This is a genomic window from Haloarcula salinisoli, assembly GCF_019599405.1.
Taxonomy (GTDB): domain Archaea; phylum Halobacteriota; class Halobacteria; order Halobacteriales; family Haloarculaceae; genus Haloarcula; species Haloarcula salinisoli.
This window is the reverse complement of the sequence record NZ_RKLQ01000002.1, coordinates 58,902-82,188: the sequence shown is the minus strand read 5'-3', so window position 1 is coordinate 82,188 and position 23,287 is coordinate 58,902. Positions and strand designations below refer to the sequence as shown.

The window sequence follows — 23,287 nt, the reverse complement described above, 5'->3', positions numbered from 1 at the left end:
CTCGCGCGCTCTCCGAGCGCGCTGTGGGAGGGCTCCTCGAAAAACGTCGATGAAAAAGGCCGGAATCGCGGCAGGCCGCGATTCCGGGGAACCGGCTCGCTTCGCTCGCCGGATGCCACCGGCCGGTTTAGCTTTTCTCGCTCTGTCTGCCGCCCTGCCCTTCCCCGTCGGCGCTCGGGCGTGGCGAGGCCACGCCACTCGCGCCCGGCCACCCCGACCGCTTACTCCACCGAGGTCAGGTAGATAGCGGCGACGGCCAGCCCGATACCGGCGACTTTCCGGGCCGTGAGCGGTTCGTCCAGAAAGGCGATACCGAGGATGGAGCTGGTGGCGATGAACATCCCGAAGATGGGGACGACGACGCTGACCGGGCCGGCCGCGAGCGCCCGGTAGTACGAGATGATGCCCACCGTCAGTGCGACGCCCGCACCGTAGGCGTAGATTGACCGTTCGTGGGTCAGATACGGTGTCACCGAGACGTCCGCGGTGAGGATGATGCCGACGGCGGCGACGACGAGGATGCCGTTGGAGATGAGCACGACCACGTCGCTCGGGATGTCCGCGGTCGCGAGTTTCACCAGCGGCGGAACCGCCGTGTAGCCAAGCAGTGCGATGATAGCCCAGACGAGATAGCGCATCTGCCGTCGCTACGACGGCCAGCAAGGAGTGGGTTCTGGCTCGTCCCGCCGCCCTACTGGTACCGGCCACGGCCTTCGATGTCGGTCAGGCTGGCGAAGACGGCGTCCGCGTGGTCACTCTCGTCGCGGTAGGCGTCGCGGGCCGCCTCAAACAGCGCCTCGGGGTCGTCGGCGGTCCCGGCCAGTGACTGGGCCAGCACGTGGAGATCCATCGCGTGGTCTTCGGGCTCGCCAGTGGCGTAGCCCAGGCCGAAGTCGATGAGGAACACCGAACGACCGTCAGCCGTCTCGTTGCCCCCGACTCTGACGTTTCTCGTCGTCGGGTCCCCGTGGACGAAGCCGGCGTCGTGGATGCGGGCGAGATGCTCGCCGACGGCCCCGACGGTGTCGGCCGACAGCGACTCCCGAAGGTCGGCCGCCCCGACGCGCTGGAAGACGATGCGGGCCTCGTCGGGGTCGACGTCAAGCACCAGCGGCGTCGGAACGCCGTTGTGGCGGGCCTCGCTCGTCAGCCGCACTTCCTGGCGGGTGCGTTCGGTCCGCAGCCGCTCGTCGAGCGCGGGGTGCCGGTAGCTCCGGGGGTTGCGCTCCTTGACGACGCGGTCGGCCTCGATGGTGACCGTCGCCTCCGCGCCCTGGAGTTCGGTCTCCGCGTCGTCTGCTCGCGGGCGTCGCCCGCTCGCTCCGCCGGCGGGACCCACTGGGTCCCGCCCGCGCCACGTGACCGGGACCTCGTCCGGCCGGAAGTTCGAGTCGATAGCGGACTCGGCAATTTCGAGCGTGTCGCCGGCGGCGTACATCTTCGCGCCCAGCATCGCTATCATCCCGGCGTTGTCCCGCAGGAAGCGGTTCTCCGGGGCGTAAAACTCTGCGCCGCGTTGCTCGCACATCTCCTTGAGCATCCCCTGGAGGCGCTGGTTCTGGCCGACGCCCCCACCCAGCACCAGCTCGTCTGCGCCGGTAAGGGAGAGCGCGCGCTCGGAGACCTCGGTGAGCATCCCGAAGATAGTCTCTTCGAGGCCCCGGCAGACGTCGTTCACTGGAATATCGTCGTCTACCGCCTGCTTCGCGGCGCTCATCACGCCCGAGAAGGAGAAGTCCATCCCCTTGACGACGTAGGGCAGCGGGTGGTACTCGCCGTCGAGCGCGTGCTGTTCGACCTTCGGCCCGCCGGGGTGTTGCCAGCCGACGTGGCGGGTGAACTTGTCGATGGCGTTGCCCGCGCCGGTGTCCATCGTCTCGCCCAGCACCCGGTAGCGGCCGTTGCGATACCCCAGGACGTGAGCGTTCGCGCCGGAGGCGTTCAGGCAGACCGGCGAGTCAAAGCCCGATCGGTGCCGGCCCACCTCCAGGTGGGCGACCATGTGGTTCACGCCCACCAGCGGCACGTCGAAGCGCTGGGCGACGGCGCGTGCCGCGGTGGCGACGATGCGCAGACAGGGGCCCAGACCGGGGCCACGCGAGAAGGCGACCGCATCAATCGGCGGGGCAGAATCAGCAACCGCCCGCTCCTGGGCGTGGTCGATAGCCGTCTCGACCACCTCGGGAATCGCCTCGCTCATGTGTTCGGCGGCCTCGCGCGGGTGGATGCCGCCGCTATCGGGCTGGTACGCGTCGGTCTCGATGAAGACGTGGTCGTCGCTGGGGTCGTCCAGCTCCGCACACTCGTACACACCGTCAGAAGCTGCGTTCTGACGAGCCTTCGAGAGCTCTATACTGTCGCTCTCGAAGATCGCAGCACTGGCTGCCCAGGCAGTCCCCTCGATACCGAGAATCCGCATCGCGCCTTACTTCCACTCGGTGTAGCCGCACTTCCCGCAGTGCTTTCGGTCGTCGTGGTCGGCAAGCACCGTGTCACCGCAGCGCGGGCACATCTCCTTCGTCAGCTCGCCGTCCTCGTAGTAGTCGGAGCGAGGCATCTATGCTTCCTCCGCCTCTTCTTCGCCGTCGGCGACGATCTTGTTGCGCTCGAGCATGTGGTCCTGCTCGACGTCGCGTGCGTACTCGGGGCTCTCGTAGACCTTCGCGTAGCCGATGGTCTTTCGCATCCCGAACTTCGTGTCGAGCTTGTGGATGACGACCTCTTCGGCGTCCTTGTTCAGCGTGGCTGCGAGGGAGTCACGCACGGAGAGTCGGGAGGGCGTGGCCTCCTCGTGGACGACCTCGAAGCGGACGTCCGTTCGGTGCAACATGGGATTCTCGTCTTCCTCGATGATGTCGATTTCCATGGTTCGTTGTCCATAGATTCCCGTCGTAGCGCCTAAAAGGATTTCGAAGCCACTACTCAGCTCTCACACGCTCCGTGCTACCACGCTCGGCCAGCGCCGACACGGGTCACTGCCGGTAGCCGAACGGACCCGATAAGTGTCGCCTCTGTGAACCCACTGTCGAGGGATTCCTATCTACTCGCGAGACCACTTCCTGCTCTCGGTCGCCGTCGGCCTGGCCGCCGGCCTCTACGCCGGGCTGGACCTGCTGACCGGGCTTGGCTGGGTCGTCTTCGCCGCAGTCGTCGGGGTCGGCATCGACTTCGACCACTTTCTGGTCGCCTGGTACAACACCGGCGACCCGCGGGCGATTCGCTACTGCCTGCGGAACCCGCGTGCGGTCGTTACCGACCAGGCGTCTATCTTCCACGAGTACGAACTCGGCAAGCTCGACCGCCTGCTCAGCCATATGCTCATCGGCGGCCCGCTGGTCGCCGTGCTCTGGGTGGTCGCACCGACGCTTTCGCTCCTGGCGGCCGTGACGCTGTGGGTCCACGTCGTCGCCGACCTGTATCAGGATATCCGCGACGTACGGGCGGCGAACGCCTCGCTGGGGTAGGGGCGCTCGCTCCACTCACTCAGCTACTGACCCACCGCCGAGCTGCTGGACGAAACGAATTTTTCCGGTCGGGCACAACGACCGACCACGATGGCCCTCACCGCCAGAACCATCGGGATATGGCTCCTCTTTTCGGCCGCCTCCGGCCTGCTCCTGGGCGTGGAGTTCCCGGCCCGGAGTGTCGACTGGCGGCTCGCGTTCACCGTGGGCTCCGTCTATTTTGTCGGCTTCGTCCTCATCGAAGCCGCACGAGACCGGCTGACGGTCTTCGACTGACCGGTTACTGCGCCGAGAGCTGCCCGATATCCGCAAGCAGTCGCGACAGGTGAATCCGCTCGTTGGCCGCTTCGGTCAGTGCCATGTCGGTTTCACCGGCCAGTTCGTGGACCGTCGCCAGCCGCTCTCCGGAGTAGCGCGAACGGGCCACGTCGAGCAGTTCTTCGATGACGTCCTCGGCACCGTACCCCTCGTCGACGAGCAGGTCGGAAAGCGTCGAGCGGGCGTCGGTGAACCGTCCCTCCTCGGCGGCCTCGACCATCGACTCGACGGCGTCGTCCGCTTCCAGTCCGGTAAGCGTCTCGTAGGCCGTCTCCATCGTCACCTCGCCGGTCTCCTCGTAGGTGGTCTGGGCGGCAAGCACCGCCGTCCGGAGGTCCCCTTCGGCGTAGCCGGCGACGTACTCCAGCCCGTCGTCGTCGTGGTCGACGCCCTCCGCGGTGACGATATCCCCCAGCACGCCGACGGTCTCGGCGTGGGTCGGCGCGCGCATCACGACCGGGAAACAGCGCGAGCGAATCGGGGGAATCAGTGCGGAGGGCTGGCGCGTGGCGATGACGAACTGCGTCGCCTCGTAGTACTGCTCCATCACCCGGCGCAGGGCCTGCTGGAAGTCCTCGCGCATCCCCTCGGCGTTGTCCAGCAGGATGGTCTTGTACGTCCCCGACATCGGCGTGTAGCTGGCCGACTCTTTCAGCACGTGGTTGATGAGGTCGGCCTTCGAGGAGTCCCGCCGGCGCTTGCTGTCGATGAACGAGGAAAAACGGGGGTCGTTCGCAACCTCCTTTTTGGTCATGTCGAACACGTCGGCGACGTTGAGCTCGGTGAAGTCGGCGTCGGGGTTCTCGTGGGCCTCGCGGGCGTAGGCCCGCACCGCGGCGGTTTTGCCCGACCCTTTCGGCCCGTGGACCAGCAGGTTCATCGGCTCCTGGAGTGCTCCCTGGAGGTGCTCGCGAGCCTCCGGCTGTGGGATGTCTTCGAGTGCCGGCGCGTGCGTCTCGGTCCACAGCGGCGCGTCCATCTGTCGAGCGAGCGTAGGTGAGGGGGCATGAAGTATTCCGCGGTTGGCGAGGCCACAGTGTCTCGAAGCGAACCGGTGGGCGGTGTCCGCTCGCCGGAGAGGAACGGAACTGGGAACGCGGTCGCTCATCCAGACGCCGGTATCGACCGACAACTGTCGACCCTGTGGCGGGCAACCGAGGTGATATTTTTCATCCCTTACTCAAATGAAAATACTTACCCGCTGTACTGTTATGAAAACTGGATATGAGCCAGGAGACCCGTCGGACGTATCTCGCCACCGTTGGTGCAGTGGGCGTTGCCGGGCTGGCGGGGTGTCCCGGCGATAGTAGCTCAGACGCGTCGTCTGACGAGGCCACGGAGGAGACGACTCCCGGCCAGGAGCCGTCGTCTGATGACGACACTGAGACACGTGCGAGCGACGATATAGGCTGGCCGATGTTCCAGTTCGACGCGGCTAACAGCGGTTACAGTGTCGCTACCGATAGCGTCACACCGCCGACTGGTCCGACTACCCCCGTTACCGAACAGTGGACGTTCCGGACTGACGCGACGGTGGGGCCGGTACCCGCGGTTGCCGATGGCACCGTCTATATCGCGAGTGAAAAACTCTACGCGCTGGACGCGGCCGACGGCACCGAACAGTGGTCATCCGAAGTGGCTTCGGGCGCGACGTCGTCGCCAGCGGTTGTCGATGACACCGTTTACGCCACTGGCCTGAACAGCTACGTCACTAGCGAGCCCACCAGCAGCGTCGTTGCGCTGGATGCAGTCGACGGCACCGAACAGTGGGCCTTCGAGCTGGACAGTCAGACCGGTTCGTCACCCGTAGTGCGTGATGAGGTCGTCTACGTCGGGAGTAACGACACCCTCTACGCGCTGGACGCCACTGATGGCACCGAAGAGTGGACCCTCGAGACGGATGCTGGGGTGAACTCGTCGCCAGCGATAGTCGATGGAACGGTGTATTTCGGAAGTCTCGATAACCACGTCTACGCAGTGGACGCTACGGATGGCAGTGAACAGTGGAGCACCGAGACAGACGGGTGGGTACCGTCACCGGCAGTAGCCGATGGCACTGTCTACGTTGGGACCCAAGCCGCCACTGTCTACGCGTTGAACGCTACGGACGGCAGCGAGCAGTGGACTTTCGAGACAGACTGGTATAGGGAAACGTCGGTCGTGGTGGCCGATGGCACTGTCTACGCTGGGGGCTACGACGACTACCTCTACGCAGTGGACGCCACTGATGGCACCGAACAGTGGCGCTTCGAAAATGATCGGAACGTGTATGCTTCACCGGCGGTGGCCGATGGCACTGTCTACGCCGGGAGCATCGACGACCACCTCTACGCACTGGACGCGGCCGACGGCACCGAACTGTGGGCCCACGAGACTGAGGTCAACGTGTCCGCGCCGGTGACGGTAGCCGACGGCACCGTTTACGTTGGTGGCCACGACAGAAGCGGAGAAAACAGCGTCTACGTGCTGACCGCGCTGTCGTAGCCGCGGCTACCGGACTGTGACTCCCTGTCCGCTGTAGACGTGTCATCGAGGGGGCTTGCGCTCGGTGGGAGGATATATACTCGCTGGAGTCACTGATACGGATTGGTGTCGTTTCTTCTCAGTATATCGGGCCCAGGGTTGGGACACAGCGACACCAATCCGCATGAGGCCACGCGGGCTGTATCAACGTCGCTAGCACCGACACGCCGGATGGCGACTGTGGGGCGGGCACGATGACAAGCCCATCGCCTGATAACGGGCAACGAACAATCGACGGGAGCGGCTGGTCGATGTTCCAGTCCGACGCGGCCAACAGCGGTCACGGCTACGGCGCTCGCTATCGCGGTGGTAACGTTGTCTCGCCTCGGTTGCTCGCTTGTTCGGAGATACCTCACTCCGTTCGGTATCTCGCTACTCCACGGGTCGCTACGCTCCCGGTTCCGTCGGGGTTCCTCGCTTTGCTCGGAACCCCGCTACTCCCCACTGACCGGCCTATCGGCCCGATGCTCGCTGATAATCTGGTCGACCATCTCGGCGTTCTGTTCCTGCCGCCGCTCCTCTGCCCGCTCGTGCCAGTCGTCGATGGCCTCTTCGACGGCCTCCTCGCGGGCGATGGCGAGTTCGTCGACCTCCTGGACGGGGACCATCTCGACGGGGGCGACGGGAATCTCGTGGTCGAACAGCACCTCGTCGGCGGCCTCCGAGAGATTCTCGTTGCGAAGCACCAGCCGCGGGTCGACGTCGGCCAGCCGCTCGGCCGTCGACCGGCCCGCGCCGGAGGCGTCCCGGAACATGACGATGTCGCCCGCCGCGAGCCCGAACTGCTCGTCGGCCTCGTCGATGGCATCGCGGGTGAACTGCTCGACGACTTTCACCGGGACGAGCCCCTCCTCGTGTTCGGAGACGTCGGCGAAGTTCGAGTGGTCGAGCTTCCAGAGCTCTTTGAGCCGCTCCAGTTTCTCGTTCAGGGCCTCGCGCTTTGCTTTCTCATCCTCGACTTTCCGTTCCAGCGCCTCGTTGCGCCGCTCCAGTCTGGTGACCTCGCGGTCCTTGCGGACCTCCCGGCGACCCTCCTGTCTCGCTTTCTCCAGCTGTTTGTCCTTCTCGTCGAGTTGCTCGTCTTTCTGCTGGATGGTCCCCTTGAGCTCCTCGACGTGGTCTTCCAGGCGGTCGATGCGGGCCTGGAGCCGTTTTATCTCCTTCTCGTCGGCGGTGAGTTCCCGTGGCTGGTGGCTGGCCCCTTCTTCCTCCGGCTCGTCCTCGCCCTCGATGTCCCGCAGCACTGACTCGACTGACTCCTCACCGGCGACGACGCGGGCCACGACGGGGCCGACCTCGTGGCGCGCGGGCACCTTCTGGGCGACCCGCTCGAACTGGCTCTCGTGGCCGTCGAAGGCATAGAGGGCGGCGGCCATCGCGTCCCGCTCGTGGTCGTTGTCGTAGCTCTCCGCTCGGGTCCGGTGTTTCTTCTCGTCGACTGGTAAATCGCGTTCGGGCGCCCAGCCCGCCGCGTCGAACGACCGGCGGCACTTCTCGACGGTCTCGGGCATCGGCTGGACGTCGGCGGCGACGACGACCGGGCGACCGCGCTCGATTATCCACTCGATGACGTCGGCCTGGTCGCTCGTCCGCGAGGAGTAGACGTCGAGCACCTCGCCGTCGAGGCCGACGATGGCGACCGCCGTCGTGGTGCCTGGGTCGACGCCGACGACGACGTGGTCCCGCCGTTTCGCCAGCGGGCGGAACTCGATGCCGTCCCGGCGGACCCGCTCGATTTCGACGCGGGTGTCACCCGACCGATGCGTGGAGACGGGGATGTCCTGGGGCCGCCCCTCGACCCGGAAGACGGCGTTCGAGAAGCCGCCGTACTTCTCGGTCACGTCCCGCTCGTACGCCAGGCCGGCCGCGTCGAGTTCGGACTCGACCTCGCGGGCCTGGCTCTTGACCGCGCCGTGGATACGCCGCGTGTAGCGGTCCTCCGACCACCCCCCTTTTCCGGTCGAGCGGCCGCGGGCGACCTTCACTTCCGTCGTGTCGGTGAAGGCAGAGACCTCCTGGCCGACGTTGGCGGCGGCGAGCCTGGCCGCCGCTTCCGCTTCCTTCATCGGCTTCTTGCCGTAGGGGACGCCGTGGCGCTTTGCCACCCGCGAGAGCGGCTCCGGTCGCTCGTCGCCGGTCACCTGCACCAGTTTCGTCTCGTCGGGCAGCGACCCGAGGAAGTGGACCAGCTGGTCCTTGTCGGCGGCCAGTTCGTACATGTTGTCCGTCGCCACGATGGCGGGCTCCTCGCTCTCGATTTGCCGCCTGAGTTTCCGCCGTGAGACGACGTCCCGCTGGAGCTCGTCGCCGTCGAACACCACGAGCGCGTAGGAGGGTGCGTCGCCGCGGACGTCACCGCTCTGGATATCTACCCCGAAGATGACGGCGTCGAGCGCTGCCGTACGGTTCACGGGGGCGCCTAGGGGGTGCGTGATAATAAATGTCGTTCCGCAGCTAGGGGTTGTGGTTGGTGTAGCGGTAGCCGGTGCTGAGAGCGAGAAGACCACGGTACGATTGGCCATCGACAGCACCGCGGACAGCCAGAAAGCCCCCGACCGTTCGGCTCGGGGGCTTCGCTGCGCTCCAGCAGGTGCTTGCGTCAGCCGCCTTCGCCGAACGGTCGGCCCCTTTCAGTCCCACCCACCCGGCTGGCCGGGGCTTTCTGGCTGTTCACAACAGTATCTGGTCCAGTAATAACCTCGATTCAAACCTCAACTGTAAAACGAAACCAGCCTAGCGAACCGGGTTCTCGGGGCCGCGGCCGAGGAACTCCGAGAGGAACTCGTAGACGGTCTGTGCGTCGTAGCTGTCCATGTACATCCGGTTGCGCCACGCCGTCAGGACGAAGTCGGATTCGGCGCTCTCGTTGGGGTTCGGGAGGACGATGACGCTGCGCCAGGTGCCGGTGTGGGTCTGTGCGAACTCCTGGAGGCTGGTCCGGCTGGACTCGTTCAGCGCGCCGTCGTCGTAGTAGATGACGACTGCACCGTGTTCCAGCGAGTGAACGATGTTACCCGCCGGCTGGGACTCCTCGTAGAACCCGCCCTCGGTGGGTCTGTCGTAGTGGGGGCCCGACAGCGGCGGTGACTGCTCGTAGTCGATGTTCTGGCTCTCGCTGACGTGTTGGGTCCCCTCGTTGGGGAACTGCTCGACCGCGGAGAGTGTCTCGCTGTCACCCGAGTCTTTCAGTGACTCGCTTTCGATGCCGTCGGGCGAGACGCCATCGCTGCCGCCGCCGCCCGAGAAGAACGACAGGTAGAGCGTCGCGCCGATGGCGATGGCGACGCCGATGCCGACCGCCAGCGCCATCAGCGAGATACCCGACTCGTCGTCGCTCTTTCGGCTGTCGACGCGCCGCTGGTCGATGGCGCCGAGTTCACCGTCGTGGTCGTCGGCGAGATGGTCCAGGTACGCATCCTCGCCGTCGAACGACGCCTCACAGTAATCGCAGTCCACCATTGGCACTACCGTATGCAGCGGGGGGTTTTGAACGTACTGCTACCTAGAACGCCCCGGCGTCGACGAGCTCGGCGAACGCCGCGCGCTCACGCTCGTCCCCGGTCGCCTGGTCGGCGTCGTCCCGCAGTCGCTCCTTCAGCGTCCGGAGCGCCCTGCCATCGACCGCGGCCAGTTCGTCGGCCACGGCGCGGGGGTCGTCGGTGAGACGCGAGACCAGCCCCATCCGCAGGGCCGCCTCGGCGTCGACGGTTCGGCCCGACAGCGCGAGGTCGAGCGCCTCGCCCTCGCCGACGACGCGGGGCAGGCGCGTCGTCCCGCCCCACGCGCCAAAGAGCCCGAGTGTCACGCCCGTCTCGGCGAACGTCGCCGCGGGCGTGGCGACTCTGATATCGCAGGCAAGCGCCAGCTCGACGCCGCCGCCTCTGGCCGCGCCGTCGATACCGGCCACGACTGCGCCGTCGTACCCTTCCAGTGCGTTCCCGACCCGCTGGCCCAGCGCGGCGAAGTCGGCCGCCGCGTCCCCATCGAGCGTCCGCACCTCCGCTAAGTCCGCGCCGGCACAGAACGCCGTCCCCTCACCGTGGAGATAGATGACTGGCTCGGTCGCGTCCGCGACGGCCCGTTCCATGTCGCGAAGGGCCCCACTGTCGAGCGCGTTGCGCTGTGCCGGTCGTGCGAGCGTCAGTACGCAGACGTCGCCCTCGACGGTCGTCCGTATCATGTCACTGCTGGCGGTGGTGTTTCCAAAGGTCTTTGCCCTTGCCACCGCTACGCTTCGGCAATGGAGGAAGTGGCGGCGGTCCGCCGTGCCGCGCTGGCGGGTGTCGACGACGTCGAACCCGAGCGACTCCGTGACCGTATCACCGCCCGGCTCGACGACGCCTCGCTCGCCCCGGGCGTGCTGACACTCGTCGCCGAGGCGGCCGCTCGCGGTATCCCGGTCGCCGACAGCGACGCGGACCGCGCCGCCGGTGTCCAGCTCATCTACGAGGGCCTCGTGTTGACCCGACGGCTCGCCCACGACGACCCCTGGACCACCGGCGACCGCGACGACGCCGACCTGGACATTCTCATCGCCGACATCCTCGTCTCCCGCGGGTTCTACCTGCTGGCCCGGACCGACGCCGCCGCGGCCGCCGTCGACGTGGTCCGGGAGTTCGGGAAGGACCAGACCGAACTGCGGACGACGGGCGACGACAGCCTCGACGGCAATCTGGAGGTCGACATCTGCGACCTCGCCGTCGTCGCCGGCGTCACTGCCAGCGGCCACGAGCCGACGACGGAACTGCGCGCGGTCGGCGCCGACCTGGCTGCCGACGGGCTGCCCGACGCCGAGACCGTGCTGAGCGGAGGGGTGGCCGAGGAACTGGCCAGCCACACCGGGGCAAATCAGGGGACCGAAGCCGCCGCCGACCACTGATTGCGGGCACGAATCGAAACGCCTAAAGACAATTGCCGGATAGAGAGAAGTGCGCCTGGGTAGCTTAGCGGTAAAGCGCGTCCTTGGTAAGGACGAGACCCCGGATTCAAATTCCGGCCTAGGCTTTCTGCGACGAACGGACGTGAGGAGCGAAAGCTGTATGCGGAATTTGAATCGAGAGAAGACGCAGCCCGCGCAGTCGAGCGTAGCGAGACGAGCAGGACCGTCTTCGCGTAGTTCAAATTCCGGCCATCTTCTGGGGAACGGATTTATGATCGCGGCTTCGCCACTGTGTGACAGGACGTACCAGTACGAGGCGGTCGCGACAGTGATGCGGGACAACGGGGGGTACGCGACGCTGAAGACACTGTACCAGCGGGCACCGGACGTCGAGAAGCCCAGTTCGAGAAGCGACTGGAACAGTCCGGATTTGAACCCATCCGCGACCGAGTCTCGTTTGTCACGTTCGAGGAGGTCTCACGGGTCCACGCGGCGACCGACGTGGCGACACAACTGGGCGTGTAGCCGTCTCGCTGGAACCTCGCTACCCGCCCCTCGATTACGAGAGACGCGCAGCGTCTTTCGGCGTTCGCGACCGTAGCGTGGTCGCTCACTCCCTATTTGGTTCCTCGGCCAGCGCCTTCTCCTGGAGTTCCTTGCAGCGCTCGCCTTTGACTTCGAGGTCGGGGACCGGCGTCGGCTTGCCGTCCTCGACGGCGACGAAGGTGGCGTAGGCGGAGGTGGTCGACTCGGTCTCGCCGGTGTGGGGGTTCTCGGCGCTGACGTCTATCCGCACCCGTACGCTCGTTCGTCCGGTTGCGTAGGCGTAGGACTCGACGAGGGCGTTGTCACCGATGGGGATGGGCCGCTCGAAGTCGACCCGTGACATCTGGGCGGTGACACAGGACTGCTGGGCGGCTCGCATGGCCGACATCGCGCCGATTTCGTCCATCCACTTCATCACGATACCACCGTGGGCGCTGTCGTAGTTGTTGGCGTGGGTCGGCTGGACGCGCTCGCGGTTGACGATGTGCGTTTCGGCGACGTGAGGCATGGGACGGCGTAGACGGGCCGGAAATAAAAGCGGGCTGTGTCGCTACTGCTGGGGGTTGGCTTCCTCGAAGGGCTGGACGACGACGAACCCGTCGGGATTCGTAAACTCCAGCTGGTACTGCTCGCCGGAGGACTGGCCGATCATGTCCGTGAGACTGCGGTTGACGCTGCTGGAGGGGGAGTTGTTGGCGCTCCAGGCCACCGTCGCCTGCGGGTCGGTCTTGACCGGCGGCGTGAGCACGAGCGGGCTGCCGTGGGTGGTGATGGCGATGCTCCCCGGCCCTTCGAGGAAGACGTTCGTCAGGCCGCCCGCGGAGCTCCCCGAGAGGCTGCCGATGGTCGAGATGCTGTAGTCGACACTCGACTCGAAGGCCAGGACGTCGTTGCCGTTTATCGAGATGGACTCACCGGCGTCGAGGTCCAGCACCTGGATATCCTTGGCCTGGTCGGCGACGTAGAGGTGGCCGGTCCCCTCCACTTCCATGACGGGTGTCCCCTCGCTGGTCGCCTTCGACTTGATGAACCCCGTGAGGCCGCCCTCGGCGTTCGAGCTCCCGGTGAAGGTGAGGTCGCCCTCGTAGGCGACCATCGAGCCGGCCTTCGCCGTGACCGAGCCGTCGACGGCGATATCGAGGAGCTTGCTGTTCTCTAGCTGGAAGGTGTCGCCACCCTCGTCGGGCCTGTTATCGCTGATGAATTGGTCTACGTCCATATGTATCCCGGCCGAGTGGTCGGCCGCTATCGCCGCGTTCGTCAGGGGAGTATGAAACGTTTGCCTTGTTACCGAGTATATTTACCGCCGAAATGCCGGAACAAACGGTGGGCCGGCGCCGTCAGAACGGGAGCGGGAAGGGGACAGAGCCCCGTGCGTACCCTTCGAGGCGGCCGTCGGGACGGTAGCGGAAGGCGACGAGGGGCTCGTAGCCGACGCTCGGTTTCTCGGCGAGGACTCGTGCCCACTCGTCGTCGTGGAAGGAGCTGCAGTCCACGACTAGCACGGCCCCGGGGTGGGCCGCCAGCTGGTCGCGTGTCTTGGCGTCACCGGAGGCTTTCAGCGCCCCGATGGCGGTGTCGACTTTCCGCCGGTTGGGCGGCCGGGGGCGGGTCACCTCGACGAGGGTGTCTTCGACCCGGAAGTCCACGGAGTGGCCCGACGCCAGCTCCACTTCGGGGACGATGTCGTTGCCCGCGTCGACGAGCAGCTTCGCGGTATTGAACTCCCCCATCGTCGCCTGCATCCGCGCGAGGTCGAAGCCCTGGCTCGTGCCGAGTTTGCTTGCCATCGTGTAGCGGTAGTCGTCGAGGACGCCCGTCGCCAGGAAGTCGTCGTAGAACTGCAACCCCGCCTCTCGGTCGGCGTCGGGGAAGCCGCCGGCGTGGTCACGGAAGAAGGTTCGCGTGGAGTCGCGGCCGTCCTTCGAGAGAAAGACGGGGAGGAAAAAGTACGCGAGCGTCTCGTACTCGGTGAGCCACGGGTCCTCGACTTCCAGCTGGGCGAGCAGTTCCCGCTGAGCCCACTCGGCGATGGGCTCTGGACTGCGCTCGAAGCGCTGCTTGTCCGTCCGCCAGAGGGTCTCGGGCGTCTTCGTGTTGCCGAGCCAGTAGGCCTCCTGTCCGTTCCAGATAAAGAGCGCCAGGTCGCCGTTGTCCATCTCCAGCCGGCGGGCCGCCCACCCCTCCGGTGGGGCGAACCACGGGCCGTTCAGTTCCGCGCCGAACGTATCGTCAAGCGGTGAGAGTAAATCACGCCGGACACGGTCCTCGTTCCAGCGTTCCGTCGAATGTCGAAATCGAATCGGGCCAGCCACGGTGCGTTATAAACAGTCAGTGGTCTTGTGCGTTCCGTTGGGGGCGGTAGCATACGGCAGACCCCGTGATGACGACCGAACAGTCCGTGGCTGGCGATATCCGCGCGAGCGGAGCGAGCGCGGTTCACCGAAAGACTCGTTTCACTCGTCTTTCGAGCCCTGCGGTCGCGGTGCTCCCGCAGGACACCGGAATCGAACGCAGTGAGATTCCGGCCTTTTTGACGAACGTTTTTGGCCCGGGGTCGAGGGCTCGCCGCTGGCGAGCGCGAGGCCCCGGGTGAAAAAGGTTCGGCGTTAGATTGATAATTGCTACCACACTACGTTAGGTGTGGTAACTTATGTCGATGGGAGCATACGACGACGACGAACACGAACGCCGTGAGCGCAAGAACAACGAGGTTGACCTCTCGGAGGACGACGACAGGACAGCCTACCACGGCAAGGTGAGCTACGACGGCGGCGAGTCCACCGAGGAGCTGCTGGACCAGTTCAAACAGATCAACTCCGAGTAAAGCCGTTTCTGGACCTGACCTGCAACAGCGCCACGGAGACGCCAGTGACGACTGTGACGGCGGTCACGTGAGCGAGCAGCGCCGCGAGCAGCACCCGCTGGTTCAGGACGAACGGGACGAGCACGAGCTGGAGGACGCCAAAGCCCCACGTCTCGATGTCGGCACGCTGGAACACCCGGGCGGTGTCGGGCTCGAACTGGAAGCGCAGCGACCGCCAGAGGCCGGTGACCGAGGCCCACCAGCCGGTGCCGATGCGGTAGCAGATGTCCCAGAGGATGAGCAACATGAGATAGACGACCAGCACCGGCGGCTCCGGACCAAAGAGCGTGTTCAGCAGCGGCGAACTCGCCGTCTGCGGGTCGAAGACGAAGATATGGGTCAGCAGGGCGATGTAGGCGAGCACCGAGAGGACGACCTCCATGTTCGAGGAGAAGAGGAGCGCCCGGTAGGTCGGTGGGACGTCGATACGGCGGACGAGCGTGCTGATGCGGAGCATCTCGATGCTGCCGACGGTGGCGACGAAGATGACCGCCGTCGCCGCGATGGCGACGTTCCAGGTGTCGTAGTACCACGAGAGGCCGACGACGGCGACCTCGAAGACGACGAGCTGGATGGCCAGGGCGGCCCACGTCGGCAGCCGGATACCAGGTAAGGCTCCGACGATGCTCTCGTACACCCACGTTTCGCCGTAGTCGGGGCGGGGGGCCTCGTTGCTCACCACTTGCCCCCGCCCGGCTGTGCGTGCATACCCCACAGGGAGGGCCGCAGGCTGTTAAAATGCCCTGTCGACCGGTTCACCACCCCGGCGTCGGAGGCGCGCCGTCGCCGTCCTCCACGTCACCGGGCTCGGGAGCGTCGGCGGCCCGCTCCCCCACCGCGTCGGCCGCCCTGGCCCACCGGTCGATAGCGCGACCGGCCCACGAGTCGGCCCGCAGCACTTGTTCGAGCACCTGCTCGTAGCGGTCGTCGTTGACCGCGAGCGTTCCGGGACTCGAAGCGGCGGCGACAGCGACGAACTCCGCGCGGTCCTCGCGGGTCAGTTCCCCGTCGCGAAAGCGCTCGATGCGCCCGGCCACCCGGTCGGGGTCGGGGTGGGCGAAGACGCGCTCGCCGACCGCGCCGGGGCCGAACATGGGGGCAACGTCGGGCGGCTCGTCGTCGAGCAGCCGCCGGCCGCCGTGGACCGTCTCGACGCGTTCGCACTCGGTCTCGGTCGAAAGCAGCAGGTTCTCGCCGGGGTAGGTGCTGCAGGCGTCTGGATACAGGTCGTCGCCGTGGATGCGACACTTACTGGTGGCTGTAACAAACTGACGTAATTCGCCACCCGGGGTGGCGAATATCGTTACGAACGTACAGCCACCAGTAACTGCAGCGTGTCCGGGTCCAGGAAGACACAGCTACGGAGCCACGTCGTCGGCCGGGCGAACGGGGCGACGGGTTTGGGCGGTTTCCGCAGGCCGACGAAGAAGACCGGCCGCCCGTCGATGGCCGCCACGTCGACGCCGTCGAGCGTGACGCTCCGGTCGTCGGCGGCTCGCCAGAGCCGCGGGCGCAAGGCGTCGCCGTACCCTGTCTCGATGAACTCTCGAATCTCACTTCGTGTGAGCGGGACGAGGTTGTACGCGTCGTCCAGCGGGTCGAACGGGCCGGTCCGCTCGTGGTCGATATCGCGGTCGGTGAGGGGCCGCCAGTCGATACAGCAGCCCGCACACCCCTCGCAGTCGACGTCCATAGGTTCGTGTAAGTGGGCCGACATCGAAAGGAAGGGCCTTAGGCGCGAGGCCGCTACTCGGGGTATGGCCTCGGACTCCTGTGACGGCTGTGGCGACTCGGTGTCCATCGGCGGGGGCATCGCCAACATCTGGACACAGGAGAGCCGTCCGACTGAGGGGATTATTCTGGAACTCGGTGACGACACCGAACACCTGCTCTGTTACGACTGCATCGACCGATTACCCGACGACCGCGAGGTGACGGAAGCGGACGTCGCGGCGCTGGACGATTGAATTACACCCCAGGAATCCCGAAGGCATCGGTCGCGATACCCAGCAGGGAGAGCCCGTAGAGGATGAGAACGGCGACGAGCCAGGCGACGAAGGCGATGCCCAGCGCCGTCCCCCAGCCGCCGGGGTACTGCCAGTTGATGACACCGACCCAGGCCAGCAACATTAGAATCGGGCCAAGCAGCGGAATCCAGCCGAAGAAGACGCCCACCAGCGCGTAGACGAACGCGCCGAACAGGGCGGTGACGGCCGCCCGGCGGTACCCCGTGTCCCGGTCGACGAGTACCTGGGCACCGACGGTTATCGCCACCGTTCCGACCAGAAAGCTCACCAGAAAGACGAGGACGCCGCTGACGATAGACTCTGTCGCGACCGCTCCCTGCAGAACCGGCGCTGGCGCTGTTTCGGCCATCACTCTGACCGGGCGTCGTCCGGCGTCCCCCCATCCGCCGCCGCCTCCGCCGTCGCCTTCGTCGGGGTCCACTTGAACCGCAGTTCCAGCTCCTCGACGTCCTTCCGGAGGCGGCGGGAGCGCTCGGTCACCGTCGCCTCCGTGGCGATGCGCTCGGGCGGCGAGAGCTGGACGCGCTTGTTCCCGATAGCGACACGGATGCGGTCCTTGTCGGCGTCTAGCTCGTCTGCGATGGAACGCAGGAACTGTGCGGTCTCCGCTCTGGTCAACTGCGTCTCGTGGTTGGTCGTGTCTGCCATCGTACAAGTGGCTAAGAGCTGTCAACTAATTAAACTGTGTTCGAACAGAGTGCGGCGGTCGGGGACCGCCGCCAGGGGGCGGAGGGCCGGTCGCGGGGACTGTGCCGGCAGTTCCGGGTTCGCGGTCGATGTCCGTATAACGGGCTGGGCAGTTGCTGGCCCGGCAGTCTAACCCAGTGTTTTAACTGGTCGTATCAGGTCAGCGCCACCGCTCGGCGGTGAGCGTCGATAAAACAAAGTATCAGATGTGGTCGCCGAGGCGACCGGAAATCCAATTAGTTGCGGACGACGTTCGTCGCGCGGGGGCCCTTGTCGGCCTGCTCGATGTCGAATTCGATCTCCTCGCCTTCTTCGAGGTCCGGACCGCCAACGTCCTCCATGTGGAAGAAAACGTCCTCGTCCGCGTCCTCAGTCGAAATGAAACCGTAGCCGCCTGTGTCGTTGAAGAAATCAACCTTACCGTTTGCCATTACAAACAAACGTACAGGGGGTATATGTATAAGAGTTCCGAGGGTACCACTACCACGACCGAGTGGGTGTGAACACGCCCCACGCGTCGGCTGGTCTCTGCGCCGACTGCGGGCGTTCGCTCCACCTCCATCGACCGACAGGAAAGGTTTACCCCGACCCGACCGTTCGGTTCGCTCGTGTACCCGGCGCGGATTCACGACGAGTTCCCGGCCCCGAGCTATCGGGGCAACCAGAAGCAGGCTCTCTCCGATATCCGCACGGCATTCGAGAGCGGCAAGGACGTCGTTCTCGTCCGCGCCCCCACGGGGAGCGGCAAGTCCCTGCTTGCCAGAGCCATCGCGGGCACGGCCCGCACCGCCGGCGAGGCCGCACCGGAACAGGTCGTCGACGCCTACTACACGACCCCGCAGGTCTCACAGCTCGACGACGTGGCCGAAGACGCTTTGCTAGAAGACCTCTGTGTCATCCGCGGGAAGAACAACTACGACTGTATCCTGCCGGGCGAGACGGACACGCCGGTCGACCAGGCCCCCTGTGTCCGTGAACGCGAGTTCGACTGCCAGGTCAAGCATCGGTGTCCGTACTTCTCCGACCGCGCTATCGCCTCCAATCGGCGAATCGCCGCGATGACGCTGGCCTATTTCATGCAGACCGCCGGCAGCGACGTCTTCGGCAAGCGGGACGTGGTCGTCGTCGACGAGGCCCACGGGCTGGGTGAGTGGGCCGAGATGTACGCCACCATCGAGCTGTCGCCGTCGACGATTCCGTTCTGGGGCGAACTGGACGTGCCCGACCTCGACGGGCTCGACCAGGCCGTCAACTTCGCCGAACGTATCGAGCACGTCACTGAACGCCGCGTCAAGGAGCTGCGGGGCAACGCCGAGCTCTCGCCCGACGAGGTGGCCGAGCGGGACTCGCTGAACAAGCTCCGCAGCGACCTCTCGTGGTTCCAGGAGGACTACCGGGACCCCGAGAGCGCGACCACGTGGGTCGTCGACCAGAACGGCGGCGAGGGCGCGCCCGTGACGGTCAAGCCGATGAACCCCGAGAAGTACCTCAAACACACCGTCTGGGACCGCGGGAACCGCTTTGCCCTCCTCTCGGCCACCATCCTGAACAAGGACGCCTTCTGTCGGAACGTCGGCCTCGACCCCGCCGACGTGGCCCTCGTCGAGGTGGGCCACACCTTCCCCGTCCAGAACCGCCCGCTGTACGACATCACCCAGGGGAAGATGACCTACGAGCACCGCGACGAGACGCTTCCAAAAGTTGCGCGCGCTATCGTCCGGGCGATGGCCCGCCACCCCGACGAGAAGGGGCTGGTCCACTGTCACTCGTATGCGATTCAGGAGCAACTGGACGAACTGCTCACGGAGTTCGGTGTCGGGCCCCGCGTGCGGAGCCACGACTCCGAGGACCGCGACGGGGCGCTGTCGGCCTGGAAGCGCAGCGACAATCCCGACTGCTTTCTCTCGGTGAAGATGGAGGAGGCCCTCGATTTGGAGGGTGATCTGTGCCGGTGGCAGGTGCTCTGCAAGGCTCCCTACCCCAACACCCGCGACTCACGGGTGGCCCAGCGTCTGGAGGACGGCCAGTGGGGCTGGTACTACCGGACGGCGTTGCGGACCGTCATCCAGGCCTGCGGGCGCGTGGTGCGTGCACCCGACGACCACGGCGCGACCTATCTGGCCGACGCGTCGCTGGTCGACCTCTTCGAGCGCGCCCGCACCGATATGCCCGACTGGTTCGCCGAGCAGGTCGACCGCCTCTCCGAGCCCGACCTGCCAGCGTTCGCACCGGACCGGGCGCTCGCGGGCATCTCGGCGAGTGCGAAACGCCGGCACAGCCGCTCGGGGTCCCGGTCCGGCGACAGCCACCCCCTCTCCGACGTGTGGGACTAGATGAGGAAGGCCGCGCCGTAGACGAACGAAGAGCCGACCATCAGGAAGACGAGGATGATAGCGATAATCTGCTGTCTGTCCATACCGCTCCTTTTGCCGACTCCCAATTAGGCGTTACGACAGGCCGACACGTGTCGTCGACCCCTGTTCGTCGGTTCCAGATGCCCTCCATACTGTTAAGCCGACACTCCCACACAGTCTCCATATGCGTCTCGCACTTATCGGGGTTGGACAGGCGGGCGGCAAGGTGACCGAAGCGTTCCTGGAGTACGCCGACCGGACGGACAGCGACATCGTCGTCGACGCGCTCGCTGTCAACACCGCCAAGGCCGACCTGCTCGGACTCGACCGGATTCCGGTCTCGAAGCGGCTGCTCATCGGGACCGACCGCGTCAAGGGCCACGGCGTCGGCGCCGACAACGAACTCGGGGCCGACATCGCTGCGGCCGACAGCGAAGTCGTCATGGACGCCGTCGCGGGGATGCCCAGTCACGAGATAGACGCGTTCCTGCTCGTCGCCGGGCTGGGCGGTGGCACGGGCTCGGGCGTCGCGCCGTACCTCGCGAAGGAACTGCGCCGCCGGTACGAGGAGCCGGTGTACGGGCTGGGGCTGCTCCCGGGGAAAGACGAGGGGGGTATCTACACCCTGAACGCCGCCCGCTCGTTCCAGACGTTCGTCCGCGAGGTCGACAACCTCGTCGTTTACGACAACGACACGATGGCCAGTGGGACCGACAGCCTCGCGGGCGGCTTCGCGAGGGCCAACGAGGAACTGGCCCGGCGCTTTGGCGTCCTCTTTGCCGCCGGCGAGACGGACGGCTCGGCCGTCCCCGAGCAGGTCGTCGACGCCAGCGAGATAATCAACACGCTCGGCAGCGGCGGCGTCTCGACCTTTGGGTACGCCAGCTCGCCCATCGAGCGCAAGCGGGGTCTCTTCGGCGGCAAGGGCCGCCCCGACGTCAGCGACGCCACGCCCAGAATTCTCGCACTCGTGCGCCAGGCCACGCTCGGCCGGCTCACGTTGCCCTGTGAGATAACCAGCGCCGAGCGCGCGCTGGTCGTCGTCGCCGGCCCGCCCGAGATGCTCTCACGCAGCGGCGTCGAGAAGGCCCGCAGCTGGCTGGAGGAGGCCACCGGGACGAGGGAAGTCCGCGGCGGGGACTTCCCAGTACCCGACGCCGACGAGGTGTCGGCGGCGGTGTTGCTCTCCGGGGTGAGTGATATTCCGCGGGTCAAGGAACTGCAGGCTATCGCCATCGAGACCCAGCGCTCGATGCGCGAGGTCAGTGAGACGGCCGACGACCGGCTCTCGGACCTGCTGTGGAGCGGCGACGGTGAACTGAAACCGCTGTTCTAGTCAGTCGATTCTCGCGTCCACGACCACGTGGACCACCCCTTCGCTGTGGCTCTTGACGCGGCGCGTATCCAGTATCTCGACCGAGCGGTCGGCCTCGGCCGCGGCGGCCTCCAGCCGCTCTATCGGCCGGTCGAAGACGAGATGCTCGGGCGTGGTCTCGTGCATATGGAGGGTGCCGCCCGGCGTGAGCGCGGCCAGCGCGTGGTCGAGATACTCCCAGGACTCGTAGTAGCCCATCACCACCCGGTCGACGGGGCCGCCGTCGAGGCCCGCCGCAACGACCTCGCGACAGTCCGCCCGATACGGGTGGACCAGCCCGTCGACGCCGTTTCGCATCGTGTTCTCGACGAGATAGCGAAACGCCGTCGGATTGTGTTCGACGGCGGTGACTTCGGCGCCGGCCCGTGCCATCGGCAGCGTGAAGTAACCGATGCCGGCGAACATGTCCAGTACGCGCTCTCCGGGCTGGCTCGCGGTTGCACCGCTCGCTCGTTCCGAGGGCTCTGTCGCTACCGCTCCGTCGCCCTCGCGGACAACCTCCCCCATCCGCGCCCGCTCGGCCTTGTTCCCCGGCGAGAACATCACCTCGGCGAGGTCCAGCGCGTACTCGGTGCCGTGTTCGGTGTGGACGGTCTCCGTGTCGCCCTCGCCCGCGACGACGGTCACGTCGGGTTCCCGGTGGGCGCCGCTGATACCGTTGCGGGCCAGGACGGTGTCGGCCTCGCCGTGGAGCGCGAGCAGCGCCTCGCCGACCTCGGTGGGCCGGGGGGCCTCGCCCATCGCTACCAGGACGACGCTGCCGACGACGGCCCACGACGAGGGCGCGGCGTCGAGTTCCTCGTCGGTCCACCCGCGCTGGCGGAGGTGGTCGTCGAGACTCCGGAGCCGGCGTTCGCCGACCTGCTGGACGATGTCCCGAACCTCGACGGTCTCGGGCGGCGCGGTCACCGGGAGGGCGACGCCGTCGTCGTCCCACGACTGGACGCTCCGGCCGTCGTCGTAGACGCCCTCCGTTTCGAGTGCGTCGATGACCGACTCCGCGCGGGGTTTCGCGACGACGACGGCCAGGTGGCGGGTATCGAGGTCGGCCTCGGCCTCCGAGTCGGCGTCCGCCGACCCGTCGCCGTCCTCACTCATCGTCGCTCTCGGCCGCCGGCAGGACGTGCAGCCCCGCGTGGCTCTTGAACACTGGCACCTCGTCGGCGTCGGTGTCCAGATACGCCGGCCGCGGGACGGTCACGCTCTCGAAGGTCTCGGGGTCTAACACCTGGACGGCGTTCTCGTCCTCGACCGCCACGAGCGTCGTCGGCTGGCCGTCCTCGCGAAAGCCCAGCCGGCGGGCGTCGGGCGCTTCGCCCTCCTCGAACTGGGCCTCGTATTTCTCACCGGTCGCCAGCTGGACCCCTTTCAGGTTCCCCTGAACCGAGGTCACGAGGACCGGCCCGTCGCCGTCCTCGGGGTCGATTATCTCGCCCTGGCGGTAGCGGGGCAGTCGCACCGCGTAGGTCATCCGGTAGAGCTTCTGCCCGTCCTCGTCTTCGGTGATGAGTCGTTTCGAATCGGAGTAGCCCCCGCCCAGCTGGGCCGTGATGCGCTTGGCGATACCGTGGCCCATCTGGTTCGTCGATATCTTCATGTTCAGCCCGTCGTCGATCTCGTTGGTCTCGGTGATGAAGGCGTTGCGGTCCCCCGTCGCCTCGCGTTCGGCGATGTACTCCTGTGCGATGGTCTTTGCCCGCTCGACCTCCTCGTCGGTCGGGTCCCGACCGTCGGCGCGCACCTGGACGACGCTGGCGAAGGAGCCGCCCGCAATCTTCCCGCAGCGCTTGCAGGTCTGGCGCGAGATGCGCACCGGGACACTCACCTGCTCGTGGACCGGCGTCCCCCGAACCACGCCCGAGAACTCCGTGTGCATCCGGATGTTGTTGCGGTCGAGTTGTTCGGGCGCGACCTGCCAGTCGACGGCCTCGGCGTCGACGTGGACGCCCAGGGCCTCGCTGACCTGCTCGACGGCGATGTCGGTGTAGTCGTCCGCGCCAACGTCGACCCAGCGGTTCCCCTTGTGGACCGCCCCGCACTGGGAACACACCCGGACCTCGATGGTCTCGGGGGCGTCCACCAGGTCGAACTCCTCGAAGTAGCAGGCGTCACAGAGGACCCGCTCGGAGTCCCGCTTCGGGCCCGGGAGCGCGGGGCGGTCCTCCGGTGGCTCGAACTCGTCGCCACACTTCGGACAGAAGGCTCCAGACCGGCTCATTACCCTGTGTACTGGATTCGGGCTGTTACG

At 66.4% G+C, this 23,287-nt stretch carries 26 protein-coding genes, 1 tRNA gene and 1 pseudogene; 9 read left to right on the top strand and 19 right to left on the bottom strand.

The annotated features are described in order from the left end of the window. Window positions 1-221: 221 nt before the first annotated feature. The 5 genes from EGD98_RS09500 to EGD98_RS09480 all read right to left on the bottom strand — a co-directional run bounded on the left by EGD98_RS09500 (window position 222) and on the right by EGD98_RS09480 (window position 3,314). A complete protein-coding gene (locus EGD98_RS09500) occupies window positions 222-638 on the bottom strand; it encodes an EamA family transporter (protein WP_220588141.1) in 417 nt (138 codons plus the stop codon). Between the two features lie 53 nt (window positions 639-691). Then, window positions 692-2,419 (bottom strand): bifunctional N(6)-L-threonylcarbamoyladenine synthase/serine/threonine protein kinase, encoded by a 1,728-nt coding sequence (locus EGD98_RS09495; RefSeq protein ID WP_220588140.1) that lies wholly within the window; start codon window positions 2,417-2,419, stop codon window positions 692-694. A gap of 6 nt (window positions 2,420-2,425) precedes the next feature. Continuing rightward, window positions 2,426-2,557, bottom strand: a complete 132-nt coding sequence (locus EGD98_RS09490; RefSeq protein WP_220588139.1) for a 30S ribosomal protein S27ae — start codon at window positions 2,555-2,557, stop codon at window positions 2,426-2,428. Next, the gene (locus EGD98_RS09485; protein WP_220588138.1) at window positions 2,558-2,866 is read right to left on the bottom strand and encodes a 30S ribosomal protein S24e; all 309 of its coding nucleotides are present in this window, start codon (window positions 2,864-2,866) and stop codon (window positions 2,558-2,560) included. 106 nt (window positions 2,867-2,972) lie between these two features. Further along, window positions 2,973-3,314 (bottom strand): hypothetical protein, encoded by a 342-nt coding sequence (locus tag EGD98_RS09480; RefSeq protein ID WP_220588137.1) that lies wholly within the window; start codon window positions 3,312-3,314, stop codon window positions 2,973-2,975. Here EGD98_RS09480 and EGD98_RS09475 point away from each other — a divergent pair, their 5' ends adjacent. Further along, the gene (locus EGD98_RS09475) at window positions 3,315-3,464 is read left to right on the top strand and encodes a hypothetical protein (protein ID WP_220588136.1); all 150 of its coding nucleotides are present in this window, start codon (window positions 3,315-3,317) and stop codon (window positions 3,462-3,464) included. It begins immediately after the preceding gene. A 90-nt stretch (window positions 3,465-3,554) separates the two neighbouring features. Further along, the gene (locus tag EGD98_RS09470; protein WP_220588135.1) at window positions 3,555-3,740 is read left to right on the top strand and encodes a hypothetical protein; all 186 of its coding nucleotides are present in this window, start codon (window positions 3,555-3,557) and stop codon (window positions 3,738-3,740) included. A 4-nt stretch (window positions 3,741-3,744) separates the two neighbouring features. On the opposite strand, the gene EGD98_RS09465 is transcribed toward EGD98_RS09470, so the two are convergent. Continuing rightward, window positions 3,745-4,761, bottom strand: coding sequence for an AAA family ATPase (locus EGD98_RS09465; RefSeq protein WP_220588134.1), 1,017 nt, complete (start codon window positions 4,759-4,761; stop codon window positions 3,745-3,747). 245 nt (window positions 4,762-5,006) lie between these two features. On the opposite strand from EGD98_RS09465, the gene EGD98_RS09460 reads away from it, so the two are divergent. After that, window positions 5,007-6,266 carry an outer membrane protein assembly factor BamB family protein gene (locus tag EGD98_RS09460; RefSeq protein ID WP_220588133.1) on the top strand — a complete coding sequence of 420 codons (1,260 nt, stop codon included), beginning with the start codon at window positions 5,007-5,009 and terminating at the stop codon, window positions 6,264-6,266. Window positions 6,267-6,739: 473 nt separating this feature from the next. On the opposite strand, the gene EGD98_RS09455 is transcribed toward EGD98_RS09460, so the two are convergent. The 3 genes from EGD98_RS09455 to EGD98_RS09445 form a co-directional block, all read right to left on the bottom strand. Next, the gene (locus EGD98_RS09455) at window positions 6,740-8,716 is read right to left on the bottom strand and encodes a DUF460 domain-containing protein (RefSeq protein WP_220588132.1); all 1,977 of its coding nucleotides are present in this window, start codon (window positions 8,714-8,716) and stop codon (window positions 6,740-6,742) included. Between the two features lie 322 nt (window positions 8,717-9,038). Continuing rightward, window positions 9,039-9,764 carry a thioredoxin-like domain-containing protein gene (locus tag EGD98_RS09450; protein WP_220588131.1) on the bottom strand — a complete coding sequence of 242 codons (726 nt, stop codon included), beginning with the start codon at window positions 9,762-9,764 and terminating at the stop codon, window positions 9,039-9,041. A 43-nt stretch (window positions 9,765-9,807) separates the two neighbouring features. Then, window positions 9,808-10,485: an enoyl-CoA hydratase/isomerase family protein gene (locus EGD98_RS09445; RefSeq protein ID WP_220588130.1), complete on the bottom strand. Its 678-nt coding sequence runs from the start codon at window positions 10,483-10,485 to the stop codon at window positions 9,808-9,810. 60 nt (window positions 10,486-10,545) lie between these two features. Here EGD98_RS09445 and EGD98_RS09440 point away from each other — a divergent pair, with 60 nt between their 5' ends. After that, window positions 10,546-11,184, top strand: coding sequence for a DUF7114 family protein (locus EGD98_RS09440; RefSeq protein ID WP_220588129.1), 639 nt, complete (start codon window positions 10,546-10,548; stop codon window positions 11,182-11,184). Window positions 11,185-11,237: 53 nt separating this feature from the next. Beyond that, window positions 11,238-11,309, top strand: a tRNA-Thr gene (locus EGD98_RS09435). 485 nt (window positions 11,310-11,794) lie between these two features. Here EGD98_RS09435 and EGD98_RS09430 read toward each other — a convergent pair. The 3 genes from EGD98_RS09430 to EGD98_RS09420 all read right to left on the bottom strand — a co-directional run bounded on the left by EGD98_RS09430 (window position 11,795) and on the right by EGD98_RS09420 (window position 14,045). Then, the gene (locus tag EGD98_RS09430) at window positions 11,795-12,238 is read right to left on the bottom strand and encodes an acyl-CoA thioesterase (protein WP_220588128.1); all 444 of its coding nucleotides are present in this window, start codon (window positions 12,236-12,238) and stop codon (window positions 11,795-11,797) included. Window positions 12,239-12,280: 42 nt separating this feature from the next. Then, window positions 12,281-12,949, bottom strand: a complete 669-nt coding sequence (locus EGD98_RS09425; protein WP_220588127.1) for an AIM24 family protein — start codon at window positions 12,947-12,949, stop codon at window positions 12,281-12,283. 121 nt (window positions 12,950-13,070) lie between these two features. Beyond that, window positions 13,071-14,045 (bottom strand): DUF5784 family protein, encoded by a 975-nt coding sequence (locus tag EGD98_RS09420; protein ID WP_220588126.1) that lies wholly within the window; start codon window positions 14,043-14,045, stop codon window positions 13,071-13,073. Between the two features lie 338 nt (window positions 14,046-14,383). Here EGD98_RS09420 and EGD98_RS09415 point away from each other — a divergent pair, with 338 nt between their 5' ends. Then, complete coding sequence (locus EGD98_RS09415; RefSeq protein WP_220588125.1) at window positions 14,384-14,557, top strand: DUF5786 family protein; 174 nt, start codon at window positions 14,384-14,386, stop codon at window positions 14,555-14,557. Here the strand turns inward: EGD98_RS09415 and EGD98_RS09410 are convergent. Next, entirely contained in the window at window positions 14,544-15,275 is a 732-nt protein-coding gene (locus tag EGD98_RS09410; RefSeq protein ID WP_220588124.1) for a DUF7530 family protein, read from the bottom strand. The genes EGD98_RS09415 and EGD98_RS09410 overlap by 14 nt on opposite strands. A 76-nt stretch (window positions 15,276-15,351) precedes the next feature. Beyond that, window positions 15,352-16,289: pseudogene (locus EGD98_RS21275) on the bottom strand (YkgJ family cysteine cluster protein). A 64-nt stretch (window positions 16,290-16,353) separates the two neighbouring features. Between EGD98_RS21275 and EGD98_RS09400 the strand changes: the two are divergent. Then, entirely contained in the window at window positions 16,354-16,563 is a 210-nt protein-coding gene (locus tag EGD98_RS09400) for a DUF7561 family protein (RefSeq protein WP_220588123.1), read from the top strand. Between the two features lies 1 nt (window position 16,564). On the opposite strand, the gene EGD98_RS09395 is transcribed toward EGD98_RS09400, so the two are convergent. The 3 genes from EGD98_RS09395 to EGD98_RS09385 all read right to left on the bottom strand — a co-directional run bounded on the left by EGD98_RS09395 (window position 16,565) and on the right by EGD98_RS09385 (window position 17,741). Next, entirely contained in the window at window positions 16,565-16,972 is a 408-nt protein-coding gene (locus tag EGD98_RS09395; protein ID WP_220588122.1) for a hypothetical protein, read from the bottom strand. Next, the gene (locus tag EGD98_RS09390; RefSeq protein WP_220588121.1) at window positions 16,972-17,271 is read right to left on the bottom strand and encodes an amphi-Trp domain-containing protein; all 300 of its coding nucleotides are present in this window, start codon (window positions 17,269-17,271) and stop codon (window positions 16,972-16,974) included. Before EGD98_RS09390 ends, EGD98_RS09395 begins: the two co-directional genes overlap by 1 nt. A 275-nt stretch (window positions 17,272-17,546) precedes the next feature. Next, complete coding sequence (locus tag EGD98_RS09385) at window positions 17,547-17,741, bottom strand: cold-shock protein (RefSeq protein WP_166967680.1); 195 nt, start codon at window positions 17,739-17,741, stop codon at window positions 17,547-17,549. 177 nt (window positions 17,742-17,918) lie between these two features. On the opposite strand from EGD98_RS09385, the gene EGD98_RS09380 reads away from it, so the two are divergent. Both EGD98_RS09380 and EGD98_RS09375 read left to right on the top strand, forming a co-directional pair. Continuing rightward, window positions 17,919-19,643 (top strand): helicase C-terminal domain-containing protein, encoded by a 1,725-nt coding sequence (locus tag EGD98_RS09380; RefSeq protein WP_220588120.1) that lies wholly within the window; start codon window positions 17,919-17,921, stop codon window positions 19,641-19,643. Between the two features lie 205 nt (window positions 19,644-19,848). Next, window positions 19,849-21,000: a tubulin/FtsZ family protein gene (locus tag EGD98_RS09375; protein WP_220588119.1), complete on the top strand. Its 1,152-nt coding sequence runs from the start codon at window positions 19,849-19,851 to the stop codon at window positions 20,998-21,000. Here EGD98_RS09375 and EGD98_RS09370 read toward each other — a convergent pair whose 3' ends face one another. Continuing rightward, window positions 21,001-22,137, bottom strand: coding sequence for a class I SAM-dependent methyltransferase (locus EGD98_RS09370; RefSeq protein WP_220588118.1), 1,137 nt, complete (start codon window positions 22,135-22,137; stop codon window positions 21,001-21,003). It abuts the gene before it with no gap. Then, on the bottom strand, window positions 22,130-23,257 hold the full coding sequence (locus EGD98_RS09365) for a 60S ribosomal export protein NMD3 (protein ID WP_220588117.1): 1,128 nt from the start codon (window positions 23,255-23,257) through the stop codon (window positions 22,130-22,132). Before EGD98_RS09365 ends, EGD98_RS09370 begins: the two co-directional genes overlap by 8 nt. Window positions 23,258-23,287: the final 30 nt, after the last annotated feature.